Genomic DNA, 22941 nt, shown 5'->3' with positions numbered 1-22941 from the left:
CATAAGGCGCGCACGAGCCCCCGGCGCCGCCCGTAAGACGTGCACGAACCCCCGGGCGCCGGGCGTCACCTCGCGCGGGTCGCGCAGATCGCGCCGGTGGTCACTCCTCCCCCGCGAGGGTCAGCGTGCGCAGCTTGCGGCCCGCGTACCAGGTCGCGCCCACGGTCACGGCCAGCAGCAGGATGACGCCGGTCGTCAGGCCGACATCCGACGAGATCACATCGCCGTCCGCGACCTTCTGCCCGAGTGCCAGCGCCCACTGCTGAACGCTGAGCTTGCGGGCCCCGGCCACCAGGCTGCCGAAGAACGTCTCCCACACCAGGGCGTAGACCAGCCCCGCGATCACCGCATGCCGGGTCACGGTGCCCAGCAGCAGGAAGACCGCGCTGTAGGCGACCGAGGCCACGGCGGCGGCGACGGCGTAGCCGACGGCAAGCTGATTGGCGTTGCCGTTCAGCAGGAAGCCCGCGAGCAGGGTGGGGATGGCGGAGAAGGCGACCGTGACGCCGATCGCCACGATCAGCTTGGTGAAGATGATCGTCGGCCGCTTCACCGGCTTGGCCAGCAGATAGATGACCGAGCCGTCGTCGATCTCCGGGCCGATCGCGCCCGTACCGGCGATCACGCCGATCAGCGGGACCATGGTGGCCATCGCGAAGCCGCCGAGGATCGCGTCGGCCGTCTCGTCGTCGGCTCCGGTGAGCAGCCGTACGGCGAGCGAGATCAACAGCAGCAGACCGGGGAGTGAGAAGAGGATCAGCGCCCGGCGGCGGCCGAGCAGGGCCCGGTAGGTGAGCCGTGCGACGGTGGGGTGGTAGAGCGAGGACATCGCTATGGGCTCCTTTCAGGCCGCGACGAGGTAGGAGAAGACGCTTTCCAGGGACTCGTCGGAGGGCGAGACCGTGAGGAGCCGGATGTGCTGGTCACGGGCGACCCGGGGCAGCAGTTCGGTGAAGCGGGTGAAGTCGACCGCCTGGATGTGCAGTCCGCCGTCGGCGCCGGTGCTCGCGTCGACCTGGATACCGGTGGTCGACGGGTCGGCGATCAGGGCGGCCGCGAGCGCGCGGTCGTCGCTGGACCGTACGAGATAGCGGTGCGGACGGTCCGTCATCAGCCGGCGGATCTTGCGGAAGTCGCCGGAGGCGGCGTGGCGGCCCGCGACGATCACCTCGATATGCGCCGCCAGCTGCTCGACCTCCTCGAGGATGTGCGAGGAGAACAGCACGGTGCGGCCCTCCGCGCCCATCCGCCGCAGCAGATCCATGAGCTGCATCCGCTGCCGGGGGTCCATGCCGTTGAACGGCTCGTCCAGGAGGAGCACCGAGGGCTCGTGCACCAGCGCGGAGGCCATCTTCACGCGCTGGCGCATGCCCTTGCTGTACGTGGCGATCTTCCGGGAGCCCGCGTAGTCCATCTCGACGGTGTCGAGCGCCTTACGGGCGGCACCACGCGGATCGGGCAGCCCGTGCAGCTCGGCGTTGGCGATCACGAACTCGCGGCCGGTGAGGAAGTCGTACATCGCCTCGCGCTCGGGGACGATGCCGATGTGGCGGTAAGCCTGCTCATTGCGCCAGATCTGGTCGCCGTCCAGGGTCACGGACCCGGTGGAGGGGGCCAGGAAGCCGCCCATCATGTTGATGAGGGTGGACTTGCCCGCGCCGTTGGGACCGAGGAGCCCGGTGACACCGGGGCCGATGTTCATGGTCACGTCGTTGACGGCCACGACGTTCCCGAACCAGCGGGAGACGTTGTCGATGGCGATCGTGGTCACAGGCCGACCTTTCGGTAGCGGCGCATCAGCAGCCCGTACGAGCCGGCGATCAGGCCGAGGAGAACGAGGATGTAGACGAGCCCGGTTCCGGTGCCGGGGCCGACCCCGCCGGGGAAGGAGGAGGTGGCACCGAGGAAGGCCGTCTGCACCCCGTCGATGATGGTGATCGGCGAGAACAGTCCGATCCAGCTCACCGGGCCGGAGCTGCCCTGGTCCCACGCGATGGCCTGGACTGCGGACACCGCACCGTAGGAGATGGTCAGCAGGGCGATGACGGCGGCGACGCCGAAGCCGCGGCGCGGGGTGAGCGCGGCGACGACCAGGCTGATGCCTGCGAAGAGAAGCGAGAGCAGAGCCACGGAGATCAGTCCTTGTGCGAAGCCCTTCGTCTGATCGGCGAAGTCCAGCTTGGCGAGCAGTGCCCCGACGTAGAGGATCAGCAGGGGCGCGCCGGTGAGGATGAACAGCGACGAGGCCATGGCGGCGAACTTGGCCACCACATAGTCCATCGTTTCGATGGGCCGCGAGAAGTAGAGCGGGACCGTCTTGAAGCGGAGGTCCCGGGAGACGGACTGCGGCGCCTGGGAGGCGGTGTACAGGCCGATCACGGCCTGCAGCATGATCGCGTAGCGGGTGTACTCGACGGGGAGCTCGTCCACCTTGGTGGCGATGGCCACCGCGACGATGATCGCGGCGGGCATGCACATCACGGCGAACAGCAGCATCGGCGCGACCTTGGACTTCGCCGAACGGCCGAGGCCGTAGGCGCCGCGCAGGCTCTGGGAGAAGAGCGAGCGACGGGCGTAGGCGCGGCCGAGGCGCGGGCCGTCGTAATGGCGGTAGCCGATGTTGTGAATGACGTCGGCACGCTGCTGGGTCACGGTCTCAGGCGGCATCGACGGCACCTCCGTTCCCGTGTGCGCTTGCGCCGGCCGGTCCTGCGGGCTTCGTCGTGCCGTCCGGTGCGTCCGGGGCGTCCGCATCGTCGTCGGACCGGAAGATCTCCGCGATGCGGTGGCGGCGCTGCTCCATGCGGACCAGGCCGAGGCCGAGGTCGGCGATCGTGTCGCGGACCGTGTCGTACGTCTCCTCGCTCGCGACGTCGACCAGCAGCACATGGTCGGAGCCGGGCGTCCCGTCGGCGTCGCGGCCGGCGGGCTGGACGGTGAGCCCGGCCCGGTCGAGGGCGGTGCGCAGCGCCTTGGTGCCGTCCGGGTGGTCGGTGGTGTCGGTCACCTCGACCGCGAGCGAGGCCGTCGCCTGGGTGAAGTCACTGGTGGAGCTGGAGCGGAGCAGCTTGCCGCCGTCGATGACCACGACGTGGTCGCAGGTGCGCTCCAGCTCGCCGAGCAGATGCGAGGTGACCAGGACCGAGATGCCGAAGTCGGTGTGGACGCGGCGGATCAGACCGAGCATCTCATCGCGGCCGACCGGGTCCAGGCCGTTGGTCGGCTCGTCCAGCAGGACCAGGCGGGGGTCGTGCACCAGCGCCTGGGCCAGCTTGACCCGCTGCTTCATGCCCGTGGAGTAGCCGCCCATGGGGCGATATCGCTCCTCGTACAGGCCGACGTGGCGCAGCGTGTCGGCCGTGCGCTCACGGGCGGCGGAGGGCGGCAGCCCGGACATGCGCGCCATGTGGACGACGAACTCGGTCGCCGAGACATCGGGCGGCAGACAGTCGTGCTCAGGCATATAGCCGACGCTTTCGCGGATGGCGCTGCCGTCCTTGGCCACATCGAGACCGAGCACGGAAGCGCGGCCCTCGCTGGCGGGGGACAACCCGAGCAGGATCTTGATCAGCGTGGACTTACCGGCGCCGTTCGCACCCACCAGGCCAGTTACGCCTGGTGCGATGTCGACGGACAGCCGGTCGAGCGCGGTGACGCGGGAGAACCGCTTGCTCAGACTTTCGGTGGCGATCACAGTCACGTGTTCGACCGTAGTGGTGTGAGCCACAGGCGGCGTCACTCCAGACGGTGGGATTCCCCTCGTCCTCGGGTCTGACGCGCCCGTAGGGGACGGGCCCCGATGGGCGGGGGTTACCCCGGGTATCCACAGATATTCCGGGGGCTTATGCCCGGTGTGCGGCCGGTGTGAGCCGCGACCGCGCCCATCCTGGGTACCACGCGGTGAACAGGGCCGGAAGGACGAACCCCGCGAACTGGACCGCGAGCGCCGCGGCCACGCCCAGACCCGCGGAGATCACCACGACCATGGCCGCGGCGGAGAGCGTGAAGGCGGTGGACCAGGCGCGGGTGATCACTACATTGATCCGCTTGAACACGTAGGTGTCCCACACCTCGGGCGGTGCCTGGCGGCGGGCGACACCGGTGGTGAAGGGCTGCCCCACGGCGAGCGTCGTCCAGGCGGTGACGGCGAGCCAGCTCAGCGCCAGCGCCCCGACGTAGTCCTTGAGTACGCTGTCCGGCCGGGCGAAGGCCCAGATCGTCAGCGCGGTGAAGAAGGCCACCGTGCTGCACTCCAGGATGAGGGCGTCGGCCGCCATGCCCGCCTTACGGGCCCGCACCAGCATCGCGCCACCCAGCACCAGCCCGGCCAGGGCGCCCCACTGCCAGCCCAGTGTCGACAGGACCGCGAGGGCGATCCATGGGATGAAGCCGCGCAAGTAGTTCATTCGGCCCTCCCCCGGGCGTCAGGTCACCTTCCGGCATGCGATGTCGAAGGTAGAAGGTGCCCCGCGAGCCCATTCCTATGCCTGAGGCCCTGTCCGATCCGTGGATTCCCCTTCGCCCGGGGGGAGTTGGGGCCGGTTCACTTGGGGGGGGGTCGGGCCGTCCGTCGGCCGGGGAACCGGACCGCTAGAGACCCGGTGCGCCCCAGACCGGGAACCAGCGGCTCAGGTCCTCCTCGATCCGCAGATCGTCCCCGAGCAGCGCCCGCATCTGGAGCTCCAGCGCGTTGTCCCGCTTCTCCGCGGCGCCCGGCAGCGGCGCGAAGGGGTAGAAGGTGCCGCGCTTGTAGAGATACACCAACGCGAGCGAACGCCCTGCCGGGTCCTGGAAGCCGATCAGCGAGCACAGCAGCTGAGGCCCGAACCCGCCGTCCTGGAGCAGCGAATTGACCGCGTGCAGATCGTTCACCAGGGCGGGCACATCGTCCGACGGCTGCCGGGCCAGCAGCCAGGTGTAGCCGTACGCGTCCTGGCTGAACTCCACGGGCACCCCGCCCCGGTCCGTGTCCGCGTCCAGCAGCTCCCGCACATCCCGCTGGAGCTGGGAGAAGGCGCCGCCCTCCACGCTCGCGAAACAGACCGAGCCCCGCCCGGTCGGGGTGAACCCCGCCCCCGCCTCCAGGCTGACCGCGGCCCCCGGGAGCCCGAAGAGCCGGTCGAGGTCGGGGCGCACCGGCTTGCTGCGGCCCAGGATGGCGTCCAAGATCCTCACGCTCAGCCCCTTCCCGCCTGGCCGAGCTGGGTGGAGATGCGGGCGAGCTGGTCGAGCCGCCGCTCCAGCGTCGGATGCGAGGAGAACAGCCGGCTGACGCTCTCCCCGGAGAGCGCGGGCGCGAAGAAGAAGGCGTTGAACGGCTCGACCTTGCGCAGATCCCGGGTCGGGATCCGGGCCATCTGCCCCGTCACCTTGGTCAGCGCGGCGGCGAGCGCCGAGGGCCGCCCGGTCAGCAGTGCGCCGGCGCGGTCGGCGGACAGCTCGCGATAGCGGGACAGCAGCCGGGTCAGCAGAAAGCTGATCGCATAGACCACGGCGCTGATCAGGGGGATGAGCAGCACCGCGATGCCCACGTTGTTGTTGCGGCTGCCCCGGCTGAGACCGCCCCACAGCGCCGCGCGGGTCATGATGCCCGCCAGCACGCCGAGGAAGGAGGCGATGGTCATGACCGCCACATCGCGGTGCGCCACATGCGAGAGCTCATGGGCGAGCACACCCTCCAGCTCCTCCGGCTCCAGCCGCCGCAGCAGCCCCGTGGTGGCGCACACCAGCGCGTTGCGCTGATTGCGGCCGGTGGCGAAGGCGTTCGGCACATCGGTGTCGGCGATGGCCACCCGGGGCTTGGGCATGTCCGCGAGCGCGCACAGCCGGTCCACCGCACCGTGCAGCTCGGGCGCCTGCTGCGGGGTGACCTCCCGGGCGCCCATGCTGAACGCCGCGATCCGGTCGCTGAACCAGAACTGCGCCACGAACAGCCCTCCCGCGATGATCACGATCAGCGGCCAGGCGCCCTTGAACACGGCGAGCAGCACACCGATGAAGACCACATAGAGCAGCCCGATGAAGAACATCGTCGTGACCATGCGGGTGGTCAGCCCCCGGTCCGGGGGATAGCGGGTATGCGGCATGGGATGCCTCCCGAGTGACGCGACACCAAAGGCTCTATACCCGATTCTGCCGCTTATAGGGCGATCTGCGCCGCGCCCTTTATTCGGTTATCCGGCGATCCGTGCCGCGCCCGCTATCCGGCGATCTGTGCCGCCCGCTATCCGGCGATTCATGCCGCCCGCTATCCGGCGATCTGTGCCGCGCCCTCCGTGGCGATCTTCTCGAAGGTCTCGAGGTCGGCCGCGAAGATCGAATCGGGGATCGGCCAGTGCAGCACGATCTCGTCGATGCCCAGCTCGGCATGGCGTCCGGCGAAGTCCACGAAGGCGTCCACCGAGCTCAACGGCCCGGTGGCCTCCGGGGTGAAACCGGTGAGCAGGATCTTGTCGAGGTCGCCGGTGTCCCGTCCGGCCTCCGCGCACGCCTGGCCCAGCCGCTCGATCTGGCCGGCGATGGCGGCCACCGAATCGGCCGGGGTGCCGGTCTCGGCGATCTTCGGGTCGCCCGTGGTCACCCACGCCTGGCCGTATCGCGCCGCGAGCCGCAGCCCGCGCGGACCGGTGGCGGCCACCCCGAACGGCAGCCGCGGCCGCTGCACACAGCCGGGGATGTTGCGCACCTCGTGGGCGCTGTAGTGGGTGCCCTCGTGCGTCACCACCTCGTGCGTCAGCAGCCGGTCGAGCAGCTCGACGAACTCGCCGAAGCGGTCCGCCCGCTCCCGGGGCGACCACGGCTCCTCGGCGCCCCGCAGCAGCGCCGTCGCGTCGAAGCCGGAGCCGCCCGCGCCGATGCCGAGGGTGATCCGCCCGCCGGACACGTCGTCCAGCGTGATCAGCTCCTTGGCCAGCGTCACCGGATGCCGGAAGTTCGGGGAGGTGACCAGGGTGCCCAGCCGCAGCCGGGAGGTCGCCGCCGCGGCCGCCGTCAGCGTCGGGACCGCCCCGAACCAGGGCCCGTCGCGAAAGCTGCGCCAGGACAGGTGGTCATAGGTGTACGCCGCGTGGAAACCCAGCTCCTCGGCGCGCTGCCATATCTCCCGGCCGCGCTCGGACCAGCGGTAGACGGGCAGGATCACGGTGCTCACTCGCATAGGGCGAGCCTAAGCGGTGGGTGTGACAACGCCGCACCGATATCAGCGCCGTAGGCTCCCGAGGACCCACCCGAGCGCAGCCCCGGCACTGATGAGCGGCATATGCGGGAGGATGGTTGCCGTGACTCCTGCGACCGAGCGGCCGAACACCCCGGCCCCAGAGCGTTCCCGCCCCGCCCCGGCCCGGCCCCGGCTGATCGCCACCGACCTCGACGGCACCCTGCTGCAGGACGACAAGACGGTCTCCGACCGTACTGTGGCGGCGCTCGCGGCGGCCGAGCGGGCGGGCATCGAGGTGTTCTTCGTCACCGGCCGCCCGGCCCGCTGGATGGACGTCGTCAGCGCCCATGTGCACGGCCACGGCCTGGCGATCTGCGCCAACGGCGCCGCCGTGGTCGATCTGCACCAGGGCGGGCTGCCGATCGAGGTCCGCCCGCTCGCCGCCGACCAGGCCCTCGCCGTCGTAGAGGCGCTGCGCGAGGCGGCCCCCGGCACGTCCTTCGCGGTCGAGCGCAGCGGCGGGATCTTCTACGAACCGGAGTACCCGCCTTTCCACCTCGACCCGGGCGCGATCGTCGCCCCCGCCGAGAAGCTGCTCCACGACGGATTCGCGCACGCCGACATGCCGGTCCTCAAGCTGCTCGCCCACCACCCCGAGCTGGCGCCCGACGCCTTCCTCCGGCTGGCCCGCTCGGTGGCCGGGGCCCACGGCGACTTCACCCGCTCCAGCCCGTCCGCCCTGCTGGAGGTCAGCGGGCTCGGGGTCAGCAAGGCCAGCACGCTGGCCCGGTGCTGTGCCGAGCGCGGGATCTCCGCCGCGGAGGTCGTGGCGTTCGGCGACATGCCCAATGACCTGGAGATGCTGATGTGGGCGGGCACCTCTTACGCGATGGCCAACGCCCATCCGGATGTGCTCGCCGCGACCACCCACCGCACGGCGAGCAATACCGAGGACGGCGTTGCCGCCGTCATCGAGCGGATCGTCGAGCGGATCCTGGCGGGCTGAAGCGCACGCGACCGCCCCCCGGCCGTGGGGCCGGGGGGCGGCGGTTCGCACGACCGCGTTTACCAGAAGAAGACCAGGTAGCCGTTGCCGCCGACGGTACCGGGCGCGCCCGCGCTGCCCGGGGTGTTGCCACCGGGGCCGCCGATGCCGCCGTCGCCGCCCGCGCTGGTGTTCGTCGGAGGCAGCTCGACGATGCCGTCGACCGCGTCGCCGCCCGCGCCGCCGTCGGCACCGGACGCCCCGTTCTCACCGGTGCGGTTCACCGCAGAGAGGCTGTTGCAGGCGCCGGTGCCGCCGGTGCCGCCGTTGCCCGGAATGCCCGGAGCGGCCGTACCGCCGCCACCGCCCGTGCCACCCGTGCCGCCACCGGCGACGAGCTGGACGCCGCTGCTGGAGGTCAGCGTCGTCGCGGTGCCCGGCCCGCCGGCACCGCCAGCCCCTCCCGGGTTGCCGCCCGCGGGGCCACCGCCACCGGCACCACCGGCGCCGCCGGCGGTGCCCAGGTCCACCGAGTAGGTGGCGAAAGGCGTGACCGGGATGACACACCAGGTGAAGCCGCCGGATCCGCCGCCACCGCCGGTGCCGCCGGTGCCGGTCAGCGTGGCGCTGGCGCCGCCACCACCGCCGCCACCACCGCCGCCCGCTCCCCACGCCTGGATGTGCACCGAGGTGACGCCCGCGGGAGGCGTGAAGGTGCCGTCCGCGGTGAACTCCTGGACCCCGTGGATGATGGACGGCGGCCGAGGCGGCTTGGGACGGCCTCCGCCCAGGGTGTCGTCCGCCTGAGCAGCGGGGGACATGGTCAGCACCTGGCCGGTGAGGCTCGCCGCAGCAAGGGTGGCGAAGAGGACCCGGCGGCGCGTCCGGGATCGCTTGGGAGTGGGACTCTGGCTATTCACGTCATGACTTCCTTCCCCGCGGTCGGGCCAACATCTGTCGCGGAGTGCGATGGGATACGAAAGTCCGAACGGCCCGCGAGGCTCATCCCACCGTCGGCCACCACGACCCGCACTCCGACGGCGCGCTAGTTGGCCCGCGTAGGTGAGGCGTTGGGCCGGCCGGGCGACGACCAGCGCCCCACAGCAGCGTGTCGGACACACAGCGGCCCGCCGGGCATCACCCTCGCCCGGCGGCGACGTGTCAGGCCTATGGCGGCGTCAGGTGTACGGCGGCGTCAGGCGCACAGCCGCCGTCGGGCGGACAGCGGCGCACAGCGGCGAGGCGCACGGCAGACGCAGGCGCACAGCCGCATTAGGCATACGGCGGCGTCAGGCATAGAGCGGCGTCAGACGTACGGCGCCGTCAGGCGCACAGCGGCGTTAGGCATACGGCGGCGTTAGGCGTGCGGCAGACGCAGGCGCACCGCCGTCGTCAGGCGCACGACCGCCGTCAGGCGCACAGCAGCGTCAGGCACACGACCGCCGTCAGGCGCACAGCAGCGTCAGGCGCCCTCGCTCGGCAGCGGCGCCTCCCACACCACCGCCGTACCGCGCCCACCCTCCCCGAGCCCGGGCTCGACGCCGCTCGACCCGCCCAGCGCCTCGGCCCGCCGCACCAGGTTCGTCAGACCGCTGCGCCGCCCGCCCGCGGGCACGCCCACCCCGTCGTCCGCGACCGTCAGCCGCACCGACGGTCGCCCGTCCGCAAGCCGCCCGGTGGCGTCCACGACCACCTCGATCCGCTCCGCCCGCGCATGCCGGAAGGCGTTGGACAGCGCCTCGCGCAGCGCCGCGACGAGATGGGCGCCGGTCGCCGTGCCGACCCTGGAGTCCACCGGTCCCACGAAGGTCAGGGACGGCTGGAAGCCCAGCGGCACGGCGGCCGCCCTGACCTCCCGCAGCACCCGGCCGCGCAGCCCGGGCGGCGTCTCCGGCGGGGACTGCTGCAACGCGTAGATCGCCGTCCGCACCTCCTGGATGGTGGCGCCCAGTTCCTCGACGGCCCGCTCGATCCGCTCCCGCACCTCCGGCGCGTCCGACTGGCGCTCCGCACGCTCCAGCAGCATCCCGGTCGCGAAAAGCCGCTGGACGACGAGGTCGTGGAGATCGCGGGCGATCCGGTCGCGCTCCTCGAGGACCGCGAGCCGCTCCCGGTCGCGCTGTGCCTCGGCGAGCACCAGCGCGACCGCCGCCTGCGCCGCGAACTGGGCGGCCAGCGTGCGCTCGGTGTCGGTGAACGGCCGGGCGCCGGGCTCGCGCGCGGTGGCCAGCACGCCGACCACCCGGTCCCCGCTGCTCAGCGGGACCATCAGACTCGGCCCGTAGCGCCCGGGGACGCCAGTACCGAGCAACGGGTCGGCGGCCGGATCCTCGATGACGACCGGCTGCCCGGCCAGCAGCCTCGGCACGGCCGGGGAGCGGGCCGGAAGTACGGCGCCGAGCAGCCCCGACCGCTCATCGGCCGCCACCGCCGCGACCTTCAGCCCGCCATCGCCCTCCTCCGGCAGCAGCACGATCCCCACCACCGCGTCCGCGAGTTCCCGGACCTTCTCGGCGACCACGGCCGGCCCCTCCCCGGCGCCGCCGGACAACAGCGTCTGGGTGACGGCCACCGATCCCTCAATCCAGCGCTCGCGCTGCCGAGTGGCCCCCTGGACGCGGGTGTGGCCGATGGCGATCCCCGCCTCCGTCGCCAGCACCTCGACCAGATGCCGGTCGGACTCGGTGAACGGACCGCCGTCCCGCTTCCCGGCGAGGCAGAGGGTGCCGAAGACCTCCTCCCCGACCCGCAGCGGAACGCTGAGATACGAGCCCGGCGGCTGGGCGGCCGAGGGCGCTTCGGTGCGCCGTGCGTCGGCGAGCAGCGCCGCGCACCGCTCCCGGTCGGTGTCGTTGTCGTTGTCGTTGTCGTTGTCGTTGTCGCCGTAGGTGACCACATCGGCCAGGCCGCCTTGCCCTCCGGCGGCGTCCCCGTCGGCGTGGTGCACCCCGATCGCGGCGCGCCGGGCGCCCACCAGCTCGGCCGCGGTGCGAACGATCCGATCGAGGACGGTGTGCGCGTCCGGCCCGTCGCCGAGCGAGCGCATCGCCTCCAGCAGCCGCGGCAGCCGCGCCGTGAGCTCGGTGGACAGCCCACGCAGACCCCGGGTCGCCTCCGCGGCCAAGTCCAGGGGGTCGGGGGAGGGCGCAGCGGCCGCCATGCCGTCGAGCCTAATGAATGGCGCAGATGAACGCCGCTGCTCGCGCTGGGCCCGGTCCGGTGGATCTTCGTCGCCTGTGCATCGGTCGGCCGACGCCTGCGACATCAGTCGACTGACACCGCGAGGCCCGCTGCGGCCGGTGCCGCGGCCAGCGCCCGTCTGGTGCCGCGCCCCGCCCGTCCAGTGCCGTAGCCCACGGCAACTCGTGCCGCAGCCCACGGCAGCCGTTGCCCCGGACCGCGCCGTCCGATGCCGCGCCCCGCACCCGTCTAGTGCCGGAGCCCGCGACAGCTAGCGCCGCAGCCCACGGCGGGCTGGCGGCCGTGGCCCGCGCTGTTCTGCTGCCGGGGCGCCTCCCTGCGGTGCCGGGGGAGGCGCCTCCCAGCCGTAGCCGGGGCCGCAGTGCCAGACATCACGGGGCCCGCGAGGATCCGCCGGACAGAGCCGCCTAGCCAGCGCCCGGGTGCCCGCCCATGTGCGCAGGGCCCGGGTGTCCGGCGCCCACCAGGACTCCGTCCTCCACGGCCTCGCGCTCCAGCATCCGGCGGAACGGCCCGTCGGCCGAGGCCAGTTCCCCGTACGTCCCGCGCTGGACGGCCCTGCCCCCGTCGAGCACGATCACCTCGTCCACCGCGTCCAGGCCCGCCAGCCGGTGCGTGATCAGGACGGTGGTGCGCCCCCGGGTCGCCGACAGCAGGTCGGCCGTCAGCGCGTCGGCCGTGGGCAGGTCCAGATGTTCGGCCGGTTCGTCCAGCACCAGCACCGGGAAGTCCGCCAGCAGCGCGCGGGCCAGTGCCAGCCGCTGCCGCTGACCGCCGGAGAGCCGTGCGCCCTGCTCGCCGACGAGCGTGTCCAGGCCGTCCGGCAGCCCGTCCACCCAGTCCAGCAGCCGGGCCGCGGCCAGCGCCGCGCGAAGTTCGTCATCGCTCGCGGCGGGGCGGGCCAGCCGCAGGTTCTCGCGCAGCGAGCTGTCGAAGACATGGGCGTCCTGGGCGCAGAGACCGACGAGCCGCCGCACCGCGTCCCCGTCCAGGGCGGCGGCGTTCCGGCCCGCCAGGGTGTACGTGCCGCCGTCGGTGTCCAGGAAGCGGAGCAGCACCTGGGCGAGCGTGCTCTTGCCCGCCCCCGACGGGCCGACCACCGCGACCCGGCGGCCCGGCCGCAGCTCCAGGCCGAATCCGTCCAGCGCAGGGGCACACTGCCCGGGGTGGCGGGCGGTGATCCCGCTCAGCACCAGCGGATACGGCGCACCGGGCGCCTCCTCGCGCCGCGCCTCGTCGGGCTCGCGCACCGGAAGCGGCTCGTCCAGTACCTCGTACACCCGCTCCGCGGCCCGCCGCACCCGCTGCCGGTGCTGCACCGCGAGCGGCAGCCCCGCGACGGCCTCGAAGGCGGCGAGCGGGGTCAGCACCACGACCGCCAGCCACACCCCGTGGATCCGGCCGTCGGCCACGGCCGGCACCCCCACCCACGCCGCGGCCGCCACGGTCAGCCCGCAGACCAGTGCGGACAGCCCGGCACCGGTGCCCGCGGCAGCCGCCGTCCGCCGGGCGATCCGGGTGAGCACCCCATCGGCCCGGCGCACCGCGTCCAGCCGACGCGGCAGCGCGCCCGCGACGGTCAACTCGGCGGCCCCGGCCAGCAGATCGACAACCTGCGCCGACAGGGCCCCGCGCGCCGGTGCCAGCCGACGCTCCGCCCGCCGCGCCAGCGCCCCGGACACGACGGGCACCGCGACCCCCGCCACCAGCAGTCCCGCCGCCAGCACGGCCCCGGCCTCGGGCAGCACCCAGGTGAGGAAGCCCACCGAGGCCGCGCCGACGGTCAGCGCGGTGCCGACGGGCAGCAGCCAGCGCAGGAAGTAGTCCTGGACGGCGTCCACATCGGCCACCAGCCGGGAGAGCAGATCGCCGCGGCGCGTCCGGCCGAGCCCCGCGGGCGCCAGCCGCTCCAGCCGCCGGTAGACGGCGACCCGCAGCTCGGCCAGCACCCGCAGCACGGCGTCATGGGAGACCAGGCGCTCGGCGTAGCGGAAGACGGCCCGGCCGATCCCGAACGCCCGGGTCGCGGTGACCGCCACCATCAGATAGAGCACGGGCGGCTGCTGCGCGGCCCGGGAGATCAGCCAACCGGAGACGGCCATCAGCCCGACCGCGCTCAGCAGGGCGAGGCTCCCGAGCAGCAGCGCCAGCCCGAACCGCCCCCGCCCGCCATGCGCGGCGCCCCGCACCCGCGCCAGCGCGCCCCGGCGCGGACGTGCGGCCGAGCTGCGCGACGCAGCCGAGCTACGCGACGCGACCGGGCCGCCCGGCGCGGTCAGGCCGACCGGCGCGGTCAAACCGTCCCGCGTGCTCAAGCCATCCCGCGTGCTCAAGCCATCCCGCGCGGTCAAGCCGTCCCCCGCGGCCGGACCCTGCGACGCGGCCAACCCATCCCGCGTGTCCGAGCCCGCGCCGTCCGCCCCCGTGCGCGCCTCGCCCAGCCGCCCGCCGGATTCGGCGTCCGCCGCCGGTTCCCGCGCGCCACCGGACACGACAGCCGGTGATCGCTCCGAGCCCGCGTCAGCGTCCTGCGCGGAGCACATGGGCGGAAGGTCCGCACCGGGCCCCGAGCGGAGGAGCCCGCCGTCGAGACCGATGGCGGGCCCACCCGCTGCCGAGCCCCCACGGCCCGGCACCCGCGCCACGTCGGCACGCCCATCCGTGGCCGGTGAGGCCGACGGAGACGGCGCCGACCCCGCCTCCGTGACCGCGCCCGCCGCGGATCCGCGCACCGCAGATCCGTGTACCTCGGCACGCGGGCGCCCGGCGGCACACGCGACGGACAGGTGGGCGCCGCCCTCATCGGAGGCGGGCCGGAGCGAGACGGTCGGCCCCGGGCGCACGCCGCCCACCGCCGACTCGCGCCGAGCCACGGGCAGCGAGGCCGGTCCACCAAGGGCGGCGGCCCCGGGGCCGCGGTCCGGCCCCGGCAGCCGCAGCACGCGGTCGGCCAGGGGAAGCAGCGCCGGGCGGTGGACCACCAGCAGCACCGTGCGGCCCTCGGCCAGCCGCCGCACCGCCTCGACGACCGACGCCTCCGTCTCACCGTCCAGATTGGCCGTCGGCTCGTCCAGCAGCAGCACCGGCCGGTCGGCCAGGAAGGCGCGCGCCAGGGCGATCCGCTGCCGCTGGCCCGCGGAGAGCCCGGCACCCATCTCGCCGAGCCGGGATTCGATCCCGTCCGGCAGCGCGGAGACGAAGCGCAGCGCGTCCGCGTCCCGCAGGGCGGCCCGTACCGCCGCGTCATCGGCGTCCGGCCGGGCCAGCCGGACGTTCTCCGCGATCGTCCCGGCGAAGAGATACGGGCGCTGGGGCACCCAGGCGATCTGGCGCCGCCAGCTCTCCGGGTCCAGCGCGGCCAGGTCGCGGCCCCCGATCAGCACCCGGCCCTCGTCCGGTGCCGCAAAGCCCAGCACGGCGTTCAGCAGCGTCGACTTTCCGGCACCGCTGGGGCCCACGACGGCGGCCGTCTCCCCCGGGCGGATCTCGAACGAGGTCCGGGCGAGGGACGGTTCGCTGCGCCCGGTGTGGCGGACCACCAGCCCGTCCAGCGTGAGCGCGGCGCTCCGGGCATCGGGGACCGGCGCACCGCCCGTGTTCGAGGGCTCGCGCTCCAGCACCGCGAACACCTCGTCCGCCGCCGCCAGCCCCTCCGCCGCCGCGTGGTACTGCGCGCCCACCTGGCGCAGTGGCAGATACGCCTCGGGGGCGAGCACCAGCACCACCAGCCCGGTGAAGAGATCCATCTCGCCGTGCACCAGCCGCATTCCGATGTCGACCGCGACCAGGGCGACCGACACGGTGGAGAGCAGTTCCAGGGCCAGGGAGGACAGAAAGGCCAGCCGCAGCGTCTTGAGCGTGGCCCGCCGGTAGTCGGCCGTGATCGCGCGGATCGAGGCGGCCTGGGCCTTCGCCCGGCCGAAGACCTTGAGGGTCGGCAGTCCGGCGACGACATCGAGGAAGTGCCCGGACAGCCGGGACAACAGCCGCCACTGGCGGTCCATCCGGGACTGGGTGGCCCAGCCGATGAGCATCATGAACAGCGGGATCAGCGGCAGCGTGGCGACGATGATCAGCGCGGAGATCCAGTCCGCGGTGACGATCCGGGCGAGCACCGCCACCGGCACCACCACGGCCAGCCCCAACTGGGGCAGATAGCGCGCGAAGTAGTCGTCCAGCGCGTCGATGCCCCGGGTGGCGAGGGTGGTGAGCTCACCGGTCCGCTGGGAGTCCAGCCAGCTCGGCCCGAGCCGCACGGCCCGTTCCACCAGCCGTAGCCGCAGTTCCGACTTGACCGCCGCACCGGCCCGATGGGCGGCCAGCTCGGTCAGCCAGGAGACGACCGCCCGGCCGACGGCGACCAGCGCCAGCAGCCCCAGCGGGAGCGTCAGCGCCCCCACGTCCTCGCCCCGCTGGAAGGCGCCCACCACGATCTCGGCGATCAGCATCGCCTGCGCGATGACCAGACCCGCTCCGGCCAGGCCCAACGCCACGGAGGCGGCCAGGAAGAACCGGGTGGCCCGTGCGTACCGCAGCAGCCGGGGGTCGATTGGTTTCACGTGAAACACACCACCCGAAGCATCAGTGGGCGGCGGGAATGTGCCGGGTACCGATGCGCTTACGGAAGACCCAGTACGTCCACGCCTGGTAGGCCATGATCAGCGGCATCATGATCGCCCCGACCCACGTCATGATCTTGAGCGTATAGGGGCTGGAGGCCGCGTTCGCCGCCGTCAGGCTCCACTTCGGGTTCAGCGAGGAGGGCATGACGTCGGGGAACAGGACGAGGAAGAGCATCGCGACGGCCGCCGCGATGGCCACCCCGGACAGCCCGAACGCCCACCCCTCACGCCCCCGCCGGTTCATGACCAGCGCCACGGCGAGCGCCAGGACGGCGATGACGACCGCCACCAGACTGCGGGCGTTCCCGCTGTCGCTCTGCGTCCAGACCAGGAACGGCACCGCGACCACGACGGTGGCCAGTCCGAGCCCGGTCGCATACCGCCGCGCCCTCGTCCGGATGTCCCCGGACGTCTTGAGCGCGGCGAAGACGGCGCCATGGAACGTGAACAGCACCAGCGTGACCGCCCCGCCCAGCAGGGCGTACGGCGTGATCAGGTCCGGCGGACCGCCCGCGTAGTTCCCGTCCCGACCAATCGGCACCCCGTGCACCAGATTGGCGAAGATCGCGCCCCAGAGGAACGCGGGCAGCAGCGAGCACCAGAAGATCGCATGCTCCCAGTTGCGCTGCCAGCGGTCCTCGGGGCGCTTGTGCCGGTACTCGAAGGCGACACCGCGCAGGATCAGGCAGACCAGGATGGCCAGCAGCGGCAGATAGAAGCCGCTGAAGAGCGCCGCGTACCAGTCGGGGAAGGCGGCGAAGGTCGCCCCGGCCGCCGTGATCAGCCAGACCTCATTGCCGTCCCACACCGGCCCGATCGTGTTGATCAGGACCCGGCGTTCGGTGCGGTCGCGGGCGAGCAGCTTGGTCAGCACGCCGATGCCGAAGTCGAAGCCCTCCAGGAAGAAGTAGCCCGTCCACAGGAAGGCGATCAGCAGAAACCAGAAGTCGTGAAGGTTCATGATTCTCTCCGGCCGTCAGTACGCGAAGGTCAGCGGCTTGTCGGCGTCCTCGTCCTCGGCGGCGGCCCCGCCGTCCGGACTACCCGGACCGCCCGGACCGCCCGAGGGCAGCCGCAGCTTCGGGTCCTTGGCGGGCGGCTTCTCGTCGGTGTCCGGTCCGGCCTTGGCGTACTTCGTCAGCAGCCGCACCTCGATCACCGCGAGCACCCCGTACAGCAGCGTGAAGACGCCGAGGGAGATCAGCACCTCGGTCTGGCTGACGCCGGGGGAGACCGCGTCGGCGGTCTTCATCAGCCCGTAGACCGCCCAGGGCTGCCGGCCCATCTCGGTGAAGATCCAGCCGAAGGAGTTGGCGATCAGCGGGAAGCCCATGGTGAGGATGCCGATCCGCCAGGACCAGGTGGACAGCAGCGGGCTCATCTCGCGCTTCTTGGTGAGCATGAGCCGGGGCACCTCGTCCTCGCCGGTACGGAAGGCGGGTGCCAGCCACCGCTTGCGCCGGGTCGTCCACAGCCCGATCAGCCCGGCGACGAACGAGGTCATGCCGAAGCCGATCATCAGCCGGAAGCCCCAGAAGGTCATGAAGATGCTGGGGATGTAGTCATCGGGCTGACCGCCGTAGGCGTCGGCCTCCCGCTGGGCGATGTCATTGATCCCGGGGACGGCGTCGGTGAAGTTGCTGTGCGCCAGGAAGGAGAGCGCGGCGGGGACCTCCAGCTCGACGCTGTTGTGGCCCTTGCCGACATCGCCGACGGCGAAGATCGAGAAGGGTGCGGGCGCCTGGGTGTCCCACAGCGCCTCGGCCGCCGCCATCTTCATCGGCTGCTGCTCGAACATCACCTTGCCGAGCTGGTCACCGCTGAGCGCCGTGCCGATCCCCGCGATGACCGCGACGACCAGGCCCACCCGCAGCGAGGTCCGCATCGCCCCGATCTGCTTCTTCCGCTGCTCGCCCAGCTCCTCGCCGCGCTCCCGGCGGCGCTTGGCCCGCAGCAGATGGAAGGAGGAGATGCCGATGATGAAGGCGGCGCCGGTGAGGAAGGCCGCGGTCAGGGTGTGAAAGACCACGACGAGGGTGGTGTTCTGGGTCAGCACCGCCCAGATGTCGGTGAGCTGGGCCTTTCCGGTGGCCTTGTCGATGGTGTAGCCGGTCGGGTGCTGCATCCAGGAGTTGGCGGCCAGGATGAAGTACGACGAGAGGATCGTGCCGATCGAGACGATCCAGATGCAGGCGCAGTGGATCTTCTTGGGCAGCTTGTCCCAGCCGAAGATCCACAGACCTATGAAGGTGGACTCGAAGAAGAAGGCCAGCAGGGCCTCCATCGCGAGCGGAGCACCGAAGACATCACCGACGAAGCGGGAGTAGTCCGACCAGTTCATGCCGAACTGGAACTCCTGCACGATGCCGGTGACCACGCCCATCGCGATATTGATCAGGAAGAGCTTGCCCCAGAACTTGGTGGCGTGGAAGTACTTCTCCTTGCCCGTGCGGACCCAGGCGGTCTCCAGACCTGCCGTGATCGCGGCAAGGGAGATCGTCAGTGGCACGAAGAGGAAGTGGTAGACGGTTGTGATGCCGAACTGCCATCGGGCCAGCGTCTCCGGCGCCAGAGCCAGATTCACCTGAATCTCTCCTTACGGTCGTGCCTGCCCGCGAACGAGCTTGTGAACGTATTCACATTCACAAGCTATGATACGCACATGGCTTCGCCCCCTCCCACAGGGGGTGGGAGGGGGCGAATGGGGCACGTCTGGGTATGCTGCGCACCTTACGGAGGGGCTGATGGGCCCCTTGTGCGCCCAGGGGCTCAGGCCGGGCTCAGAGCTCCTTGCGGAACTCCTCCGCGGTCCGCAGGAAGATCTCGTTCGCCTCGCGCTCGCCGATTGTCACCCGCACTCCCTCACCCGGGAACGGACGGATCACCACGCCCGCCGCCTCGCACACCGCCGCGAAGTCGAGCGTCCGCTCCCCCAGCCGCAGCCAGACGAAGTTCGCCTGGCAGTCCGGGACCGTCCACCCCTGGGCGGTCAGCGCCTCCCACACCCGGCCCCGCTCGGTGACCAGCGCGTCCACCCGCTCCCGCAGCGCGTCCTCGCTGCGCAGCGAGGCCACCGCCGCGTCCTGGGCGAGCTGGCTGACGCCGAACGGCACCGCGGTCTTCCGCAGCGCCGCCGCCACCGGCTCATGGGCGATCGCGAAGCCGACCCGCAGCCCGGCCAGGCCGTACGCCTTGGAGAAGGTGCGCAGCACACAGACGTTCGGCCGGTCGCGGTAGAGGTCGACGCCGTTGGGGACCCGCTCGTCCCGGATGAACTCGTTGTACGCCTCGTCCAGCACCACCAGCACATCGGACGGCACCCGGTCCAGGAACCGCTCCAGCTCGGCCCGGCGCACGACGGTGCTGGTCGGATTGTTGGGGTTACAGACGAAAATCAGCCGGGTGCGGTCGGTGATCGCATCGGCCATCGCGTCCAGATCGTGGACCTCGGCATCGGTCAGCGGAACCTGTACCGAGGTCGCGCCCGCGATCTGAGTGATGATCGGATATGCCTCGAAGGACCGCCAGGCGTAGATCACCTCATCGCCCGGCCCCGCCGTGGACTGGACCAGCTGCTGGGCCATGCCGACCGAACCGGTCCCGGTGGCCAGATGCTCCAGCGGCACCTCGAAGCGCTCCGCGAGCTCGGCGATCAGCGCGGTGCAGGCGAGGTCCGGGTAGCGGTTCAAGGACGCGGCGGCGTCCGCCACGGTCTCCAGCACCCCGGCCAGCGGCGGATAGGGGTTCTCGTTGGAGGACAGCTTGAAGGCCAGGGGACCCCCCGTGGCGGCCGGCTTGCCGGGCTTGTACGTCGGAATGCCATCCAGCGCGGCACGCAGCTTGGGGCTCTTCTCGGTCACCGACAGTCCTCCTCGACCCATCCTGTCCCGGGCCGTGCACAGCGTTCGCACACGGCAATACTGCACACCTTATGAGGATTCCCCCGTCTCGCGTACCCGCCGGGCGCCGCCGCGTACCCGCCCCCGGCGCCCGCGTGCCCACCGGGGGGAGCGCCCCACTTTTCCGCGCGCGCCGGTGGCGAGCGCCGTGGCGCGCATCACCCGTGCAGGTGAGTTGAGACCTCTTCGAGACATGTATCAATCAGCAGGCGTGGATATGCCAGGGGCGACCAGAGGCCCGGTGAATCCTCCAACTGGCTTCACTTCCAAGGGAATTGATGGGGGCGTTCATGCAGAAACGTGCCTTCCGAATACCGATGGCGGAATCGCGCAACCCTCCCACCCGAGCCCTACTATCGGCTGGCCATGACAGCAGCAGGGAAGCACCAGGTGAGCCGGTCGGCCGGCCGCCGGTTAGAGCGGGCGGGCATCCGGGATGTGGCCGCCGCCGCCGGGGTCTCGATCACGACCGTCTCCGACGCGCTCAACGGCAAGGGCCGGCTCCCGGAGGCCACCCGCCGCCATGTTCGCGAGGTCGCCGAGCGGCTGGGCTACCGCCCGTCCGCAGCGGCCCGCACCCTCCGTACCGGCAAGTCCGGCCTCATCGGCCTGACCGTGACCACGTACGGGGATGAACCTTTCACCTTCACCGAGTTCGCCTACTTCGCCGAGATGGCGCGAGCCGCCACCTCCGCCGCGCTGGCCCGCGGCTACGCCCTCGTCATCCTCCCCGCCACCTCCCGCCACGACGTGTGGTCCAACGTCGCCCTCGACGGCACCGTGGTGATCGACCCCTCCGACCACGATCCGGTCGTCACCGAGCTCTTACGCCAGGGCATCCCCGTGGTCAGCGACGGCCGCCCGGCCGGCGCCCTCCCCGTCACGGCCTGGGTCGACAACGACCACGAGGCGGCGGTAATCGGACTGCTCGACCATCTCGCCGAGGCCGGCGCCCGCCGGATCGGACTGCTCACCGGGACGTCCACCGACACCTACACCCGACTGTCCACCACGGCGTACCTGCGATGGTGCGAACGCGTGGGACAGGATCCGGTCTATGAGGCGTACCCGGCCCACGACCCTTGTGCCGGTGCCGTCGCCGCCGACCGGCTGCTCGCCCGCCCCGACCGGCCCGACGCGGTCTACGGCCTCTTCGACCCCAACGGCACCGATCTGCTCGCCGCCGCCCGCCGCTACGGACTGCGCGTCCCGGACGATCTGCTGCTGGTGTGCTGCAGCGAATCGACCGTCTACCGCACCACCGAGCCGCCCATCACGACCCTCTCACTCAAACCCCGCCGGATCGGCACGGCGGTCGTACAGTTGCTCATCGACGCCATCGAGGGACTTGATACCGACCACCCCGTCGAGCAGGTCATACCCACCGAATTGATCGTGCGGACGTCGTCACAGCGCCGTCCGCCGCGTACGACGGTCAGCGCCCCGCGCAGCCGCGCCGGAGGCTGACCTGAGGGCGACTCAAGGATGACCCGAGGAGGACCTGAGCCCAATGGGCTTCCCCTACCGGGCCAATCCGGGATAAAAGTCCGACCAAGCAGGAGCGAGCACCGATTGACGGCACCCTGGTGCGTCACAAGCCCTCACGGTCATTCCTATGATGGGCGGACGACACCGCGGACCGCCGTCGACCAGGCAAGGTCCACAAGGTGGGACGGCGGCGTGATGGTGGAGGGGTCGATGACTCAGGGGGCCGGTCTGGAAGCCACGGCAGGGACCACGGCTGCGATCCCACCCGTGCCCGCGTACGGGGTGCCCGCCCCGCCCGCGCCCGCGTACGGGGCGTTCACCCCGCCCAGCTTGGGCGCGCCCGGAGCCGTACCGCCCGGGCCCGCGCCCGCGGCGCCGGGCCCCGCCGCGCCCGTGCCACCACCCGCGCCCGCACCAGGGGCTCCCGCGCCCGGGGCGCCGGTTCCAGGGGTGCCCGCACCGGGGGTGCCCGCACCAGGGGCTCCGGCTCCTGATGCGCCGCCCGCGCCCGCCACGCCGCCGCCCGCCGAGTACACCCCGACCGAGCGGCTCCCGGTCCTGGGCCCCGGGCACACCATCCCGGACACTCCGCTCGTCCCGCCGCAGGACAGCCCCACCGTCGCGCTCACCTCACTGCCCGAGCCCGAGCACGGCCCGCTCGCCGAGGACGAGGGGCCCGGCCCGCTGTACGTCGTGGGCGATGTCCACGGCTACCACGACGAGCTGCGCGAGGCGCTCGCCGCCGAGGGCCTGATCGACCCCAAGGGCAACTGGGCCGCGGGCAACGCCCGGTTGTGGTTCCTCGGCGACTTCACCGACCGCGGCCCGGACGGCATCGGCGTCATCGACCTGGTCATGCAGCTCTCCGCCGAGGCCGCGGCCGCGGGCGGCTACTGCAAGGCGCTGATGGGCAATCACGAGCTGCTGCTGATCGGCGCCAAGCGGTTCGGCGACACGCCCGTCAACTCCGGTGCCGGAACCGCCTCCTTCCAGGCCGCCTGGCTGCTCAACGGCGGCCAGCGCAGTGACATGGAGCGGCTCGAGGACCACCACCTCCAGTGGATGTCCCGGCTGGACGCGATGGCGGAGGAGGACGGGCATCTGCTGGTCCACTCCGACACCACCGCCTATCTGGATTACGGCGACTCGATCGAGGCCGTCAACGACACCGTCACCGAGACGCTGCAGCGCAGCGACGCCGACGAGTGCTGGGACCTGTTCCGCAAATTCACCAAGCGGTTCGCCTTCCGCGACGAGGACGCCGGGCCCATGGCGGCCCGCGAATTGCTCGACACCTACGGCGGGGAGCGCATCGTCCACGGCCACAGCCCCATCCCGTATCTGCTCGGCGAGGTCGGATCCGAGGACGGCGAGGACGGCGGCACGCCCGCCGTCGAGGGCCCGCATGTCTACGCGGACAATCTCGCCGTGGCCATGGACGGCGGCGTCACCATGGCCGGAAAACTGCTGGTCGTTCAACTTCCCCTGACCGACTGAGGGTTCAGCGGACGCTGCCCGGGGCAGATAGAGAGCTTCACCGGCGCGGGAGCAATTCGCGAAACTTGCTGTCACCCCGCGCCGGATCGGCTC

17 protein-coding genes are annotated in these 22941 nt (G+C 72.0%); 3 read left to right on the top strand and 14 right to left on the bottom strand.

Going from position 1 to position 22941, the window contains the following annotated elements:
• Positions 1-100: 100 nt before the first annotated feature.
• The 8 genes from J5X86_RS01985 to J5X86_RS01950 form a co-directional block, all read right to left on the bottom strand.
• Entirely contained in the window at positions 101-829 is a 729-nt protein-coding gene (locus tag J5X86_RS01985) for an ABC transporter permease subunit (RefSeq protein ID WP_078642375.1), read from the bottom strand.
• Between the two features lie 15 nt (positions 830-844).
• A complete protein-coding gene (locus J5X86_RS01980; protein WP_208515084.1) occupies positions 845-1771 on the bottom strand; it encodes an ABC transporter ATP-binding protein in 927 nt (308 codons plus the stop codon).
• Complete coding sequence (locus tag J5X86_RS01975) at positions 1768-2667, bottom strand: ABC transporter permease (RefSeq protein WP_208515083.1); 900 nt, start codon at positions 2665-2667, stop codon at positions 1768-1770. The genes J5X86_RS01980 and J5X86_RS01975 overlap by 4 nt, the downstream gene beginning before the upstream one ends.
• Entirely contained in the window at positions 2657-3727 is a 1071-nt protein-coding gene (locus tag J5X86_RS01970; RefSeq protein WP_208515082.1) for an ABC transporter ATP-binding protein, read from the bottom strand. The genes J5X86_RS01975 and J5X86_RS01970 overlap by 11 nt, the downstream gene beginning before the upstream one ends.
• Before the next feature lie 115 nt (positions 3728-3842).
• On the bottom strand, positions 3843-4406 hold the full coding sequence (locus J5X86_RS01965; RefSeq protein WP_208515081.1) for a hypothetical protein: 564 nt from the start codon (positions 4404-4406) through the stop codon (positions 3843-3845).
• Positions 4407-4590: 184 nt separating this feature from the next.
• On the bottom strand, positions 4591-5175 hold the full coding sequence (locus tag J5X86_RS01960) for a hypothetical protein (RefSeq protein ID WP_208515080.1): 585 nt from the start codon (positions 5173-5175) through the stop codon (positions 4591-4593).
• A 2-nt stretch (positions 5176-5177) separates the two neighbouring features.
• The gene (gene htpX, locus J5X86_RS01955; protein WP_208515079.1) at positions 5178-6086 is read right to left on the bottom strand and encodes a zinc metalloprotease HtpX; all 909 of its coding nucleotides are present in this window, start codon (positions 6084-6086) and stop codon (positions 5178-5180) included.
• A gap of 161 nt (positions 6087-6247) precedes the next feature.
• Complete coding sequence (locus tag J5X86_RS01950; protein WP_208515078.1) at positions 6248-7156, bottom strand: LLM class flavin-dependent oxidoreductase; 909 nt, start codon at positions 7154-7156, stop codon at positions 6248-6250.
• A 112-nt stretch (positions 7157-7268) separates the two neighbouring features.
• On the opposite strand from J5X86_RS01950, the gene J5X86_RS01945 reads away from it, so the two are divergent.
• Positions 7269-8162, top strand: coding sequence for a Cof-type HAD-IIB family hydrolase (locus J5X86_RS01945; RefSeq protein WP_243979197.1), 894 nt, complete (start codon positions 7269-7271; stop codon positions 8160-8162).
• A gap of 59 nt (positions 8163-8221) precedes the next feature.
• Here the strand turns inward: J5X86_RS01945 and J5X86_RS51885 are convergent, their stop codons facing one another.
• The 6 genes from J5X86_RS51885 to hisC form a co-directional block, all read right to left on the bottom strand.
• Positions 8222-9061 carry a hypothetical protein gene (locus tag J5X86_RS51885; protein WP_208515076.1) on the bottom strand — a complete coding sequence of 280 codons (840 nt, stop codon included), beginning with the start codon at positions 9059-9061 and terminating at the stop codon, positions 8222-8224.
• 542 nt (positions 9062-9603) lie between these two features.
• Positions 9604-11301, bottom strand: a complete 1698-nt coding sequence (locus J5X86_RS01935) for a GAF domain-containing protein (protein ID WP_208515075.1) — start codon at positions 11299-11301, stop codon at positions 9604-9606.
• A 448-nt stretch (positions 11302-11749) separates the two neighbouring features.
• A complete protein-coding gene (gene cydD, locus J5X86_RS01930) occupies positions 11750-15901 on the bottom strand; it encodes a thiol reductant ABC exporter subunit CydD (RefSeq protein WP_208515074.1) in 4152 nt (1383 codons plus the stop codon).
• 22 nt (positions 15902-15923) lie between these two features.
• Entirely contained in the window at positions 15924-16925 is a 1002-nt protein-coding gene (gene cydB / locus J5X86_RS01925) for a cytochrome d ubiquinol oxidase subunit II (RefSeq protein ID WP_208515073.1), read from the bottom strand.
• Between the two features lie 15 nt (positions 16926-16940).
• Positions 16941-18548 carry a cytochrome ubiquinol oxidase subunit I gene (locus J5X86_RS01920; protein ID WP_208515072.1) on the bottom strand — a complete coding sequence of 536 codons (1608 nt, stop codon included), beginning with the start codon at positions 18546-18548 and terminating at the stop codon, positions 16941-16943.
• A gap of 196 nt (positions 18549-18744) precedes the next feature.
• Positions 18745-19824, bottom strand: coding sequence for a histidinol-phosphate transaminase (gene hisC, locus J5X86_RS01915; RefSeq protein WP_208515071.1), 1080 nt, complete (start codon positions 19822-19824; stop codon positions 18745-18747).
• 405 nt (positions 19825-20229) lie between these two features.
• On the opposite strand from hisC, the gene J5X86_RS01910 reads away from it, so the two are divergent.
• Both J5X86_RS01910 and J5X86_RS01905 read left to right on the top strand, forming a co-directional pair.
• Positions 20230-21330: a LacI family DNA-binding transcriptional regulator gene (locus J5X86_RS01910; RefSeq protein ID WP_208515070.1), complete on the top strand. Its 1101-nt coding sequence runs from the start codon at positions 20230-20232 to the stop codon at positions 21328-21330.
• 216 nt (positions 21331-21546) lie between these two features.
• Positions 21547-22848 carry a metallophosphoesterase gene (locus tag J5X86_RS01905; protein WP_208515629.1) on the top strand — a complete coding sequence of 434 codons (1302 nt, stop codon included), beginning with the start codon at positions 21547-21549 and terminating at the stop codon, positions 22846-22848.
• Positions 22849-22941 lie beyond the last annotated feature (93 nt).

Origin of the sequence: Streptomyces sp. NEAU-YJ-81 (assembly GCF_017592595.1) — a bacterium.
Taxonomy (GTDB): Bacteria; Actinomycetota; Actinomycetes; order Streptomycetales; family Streptomycetaceae; genus Streptomyces; species Streptomyces hygroscopicus_B.
Note: the sequence above shows the minus strand (reverse complement) of the source record. Positions and strands in the feature narration are given on the sequence as shown.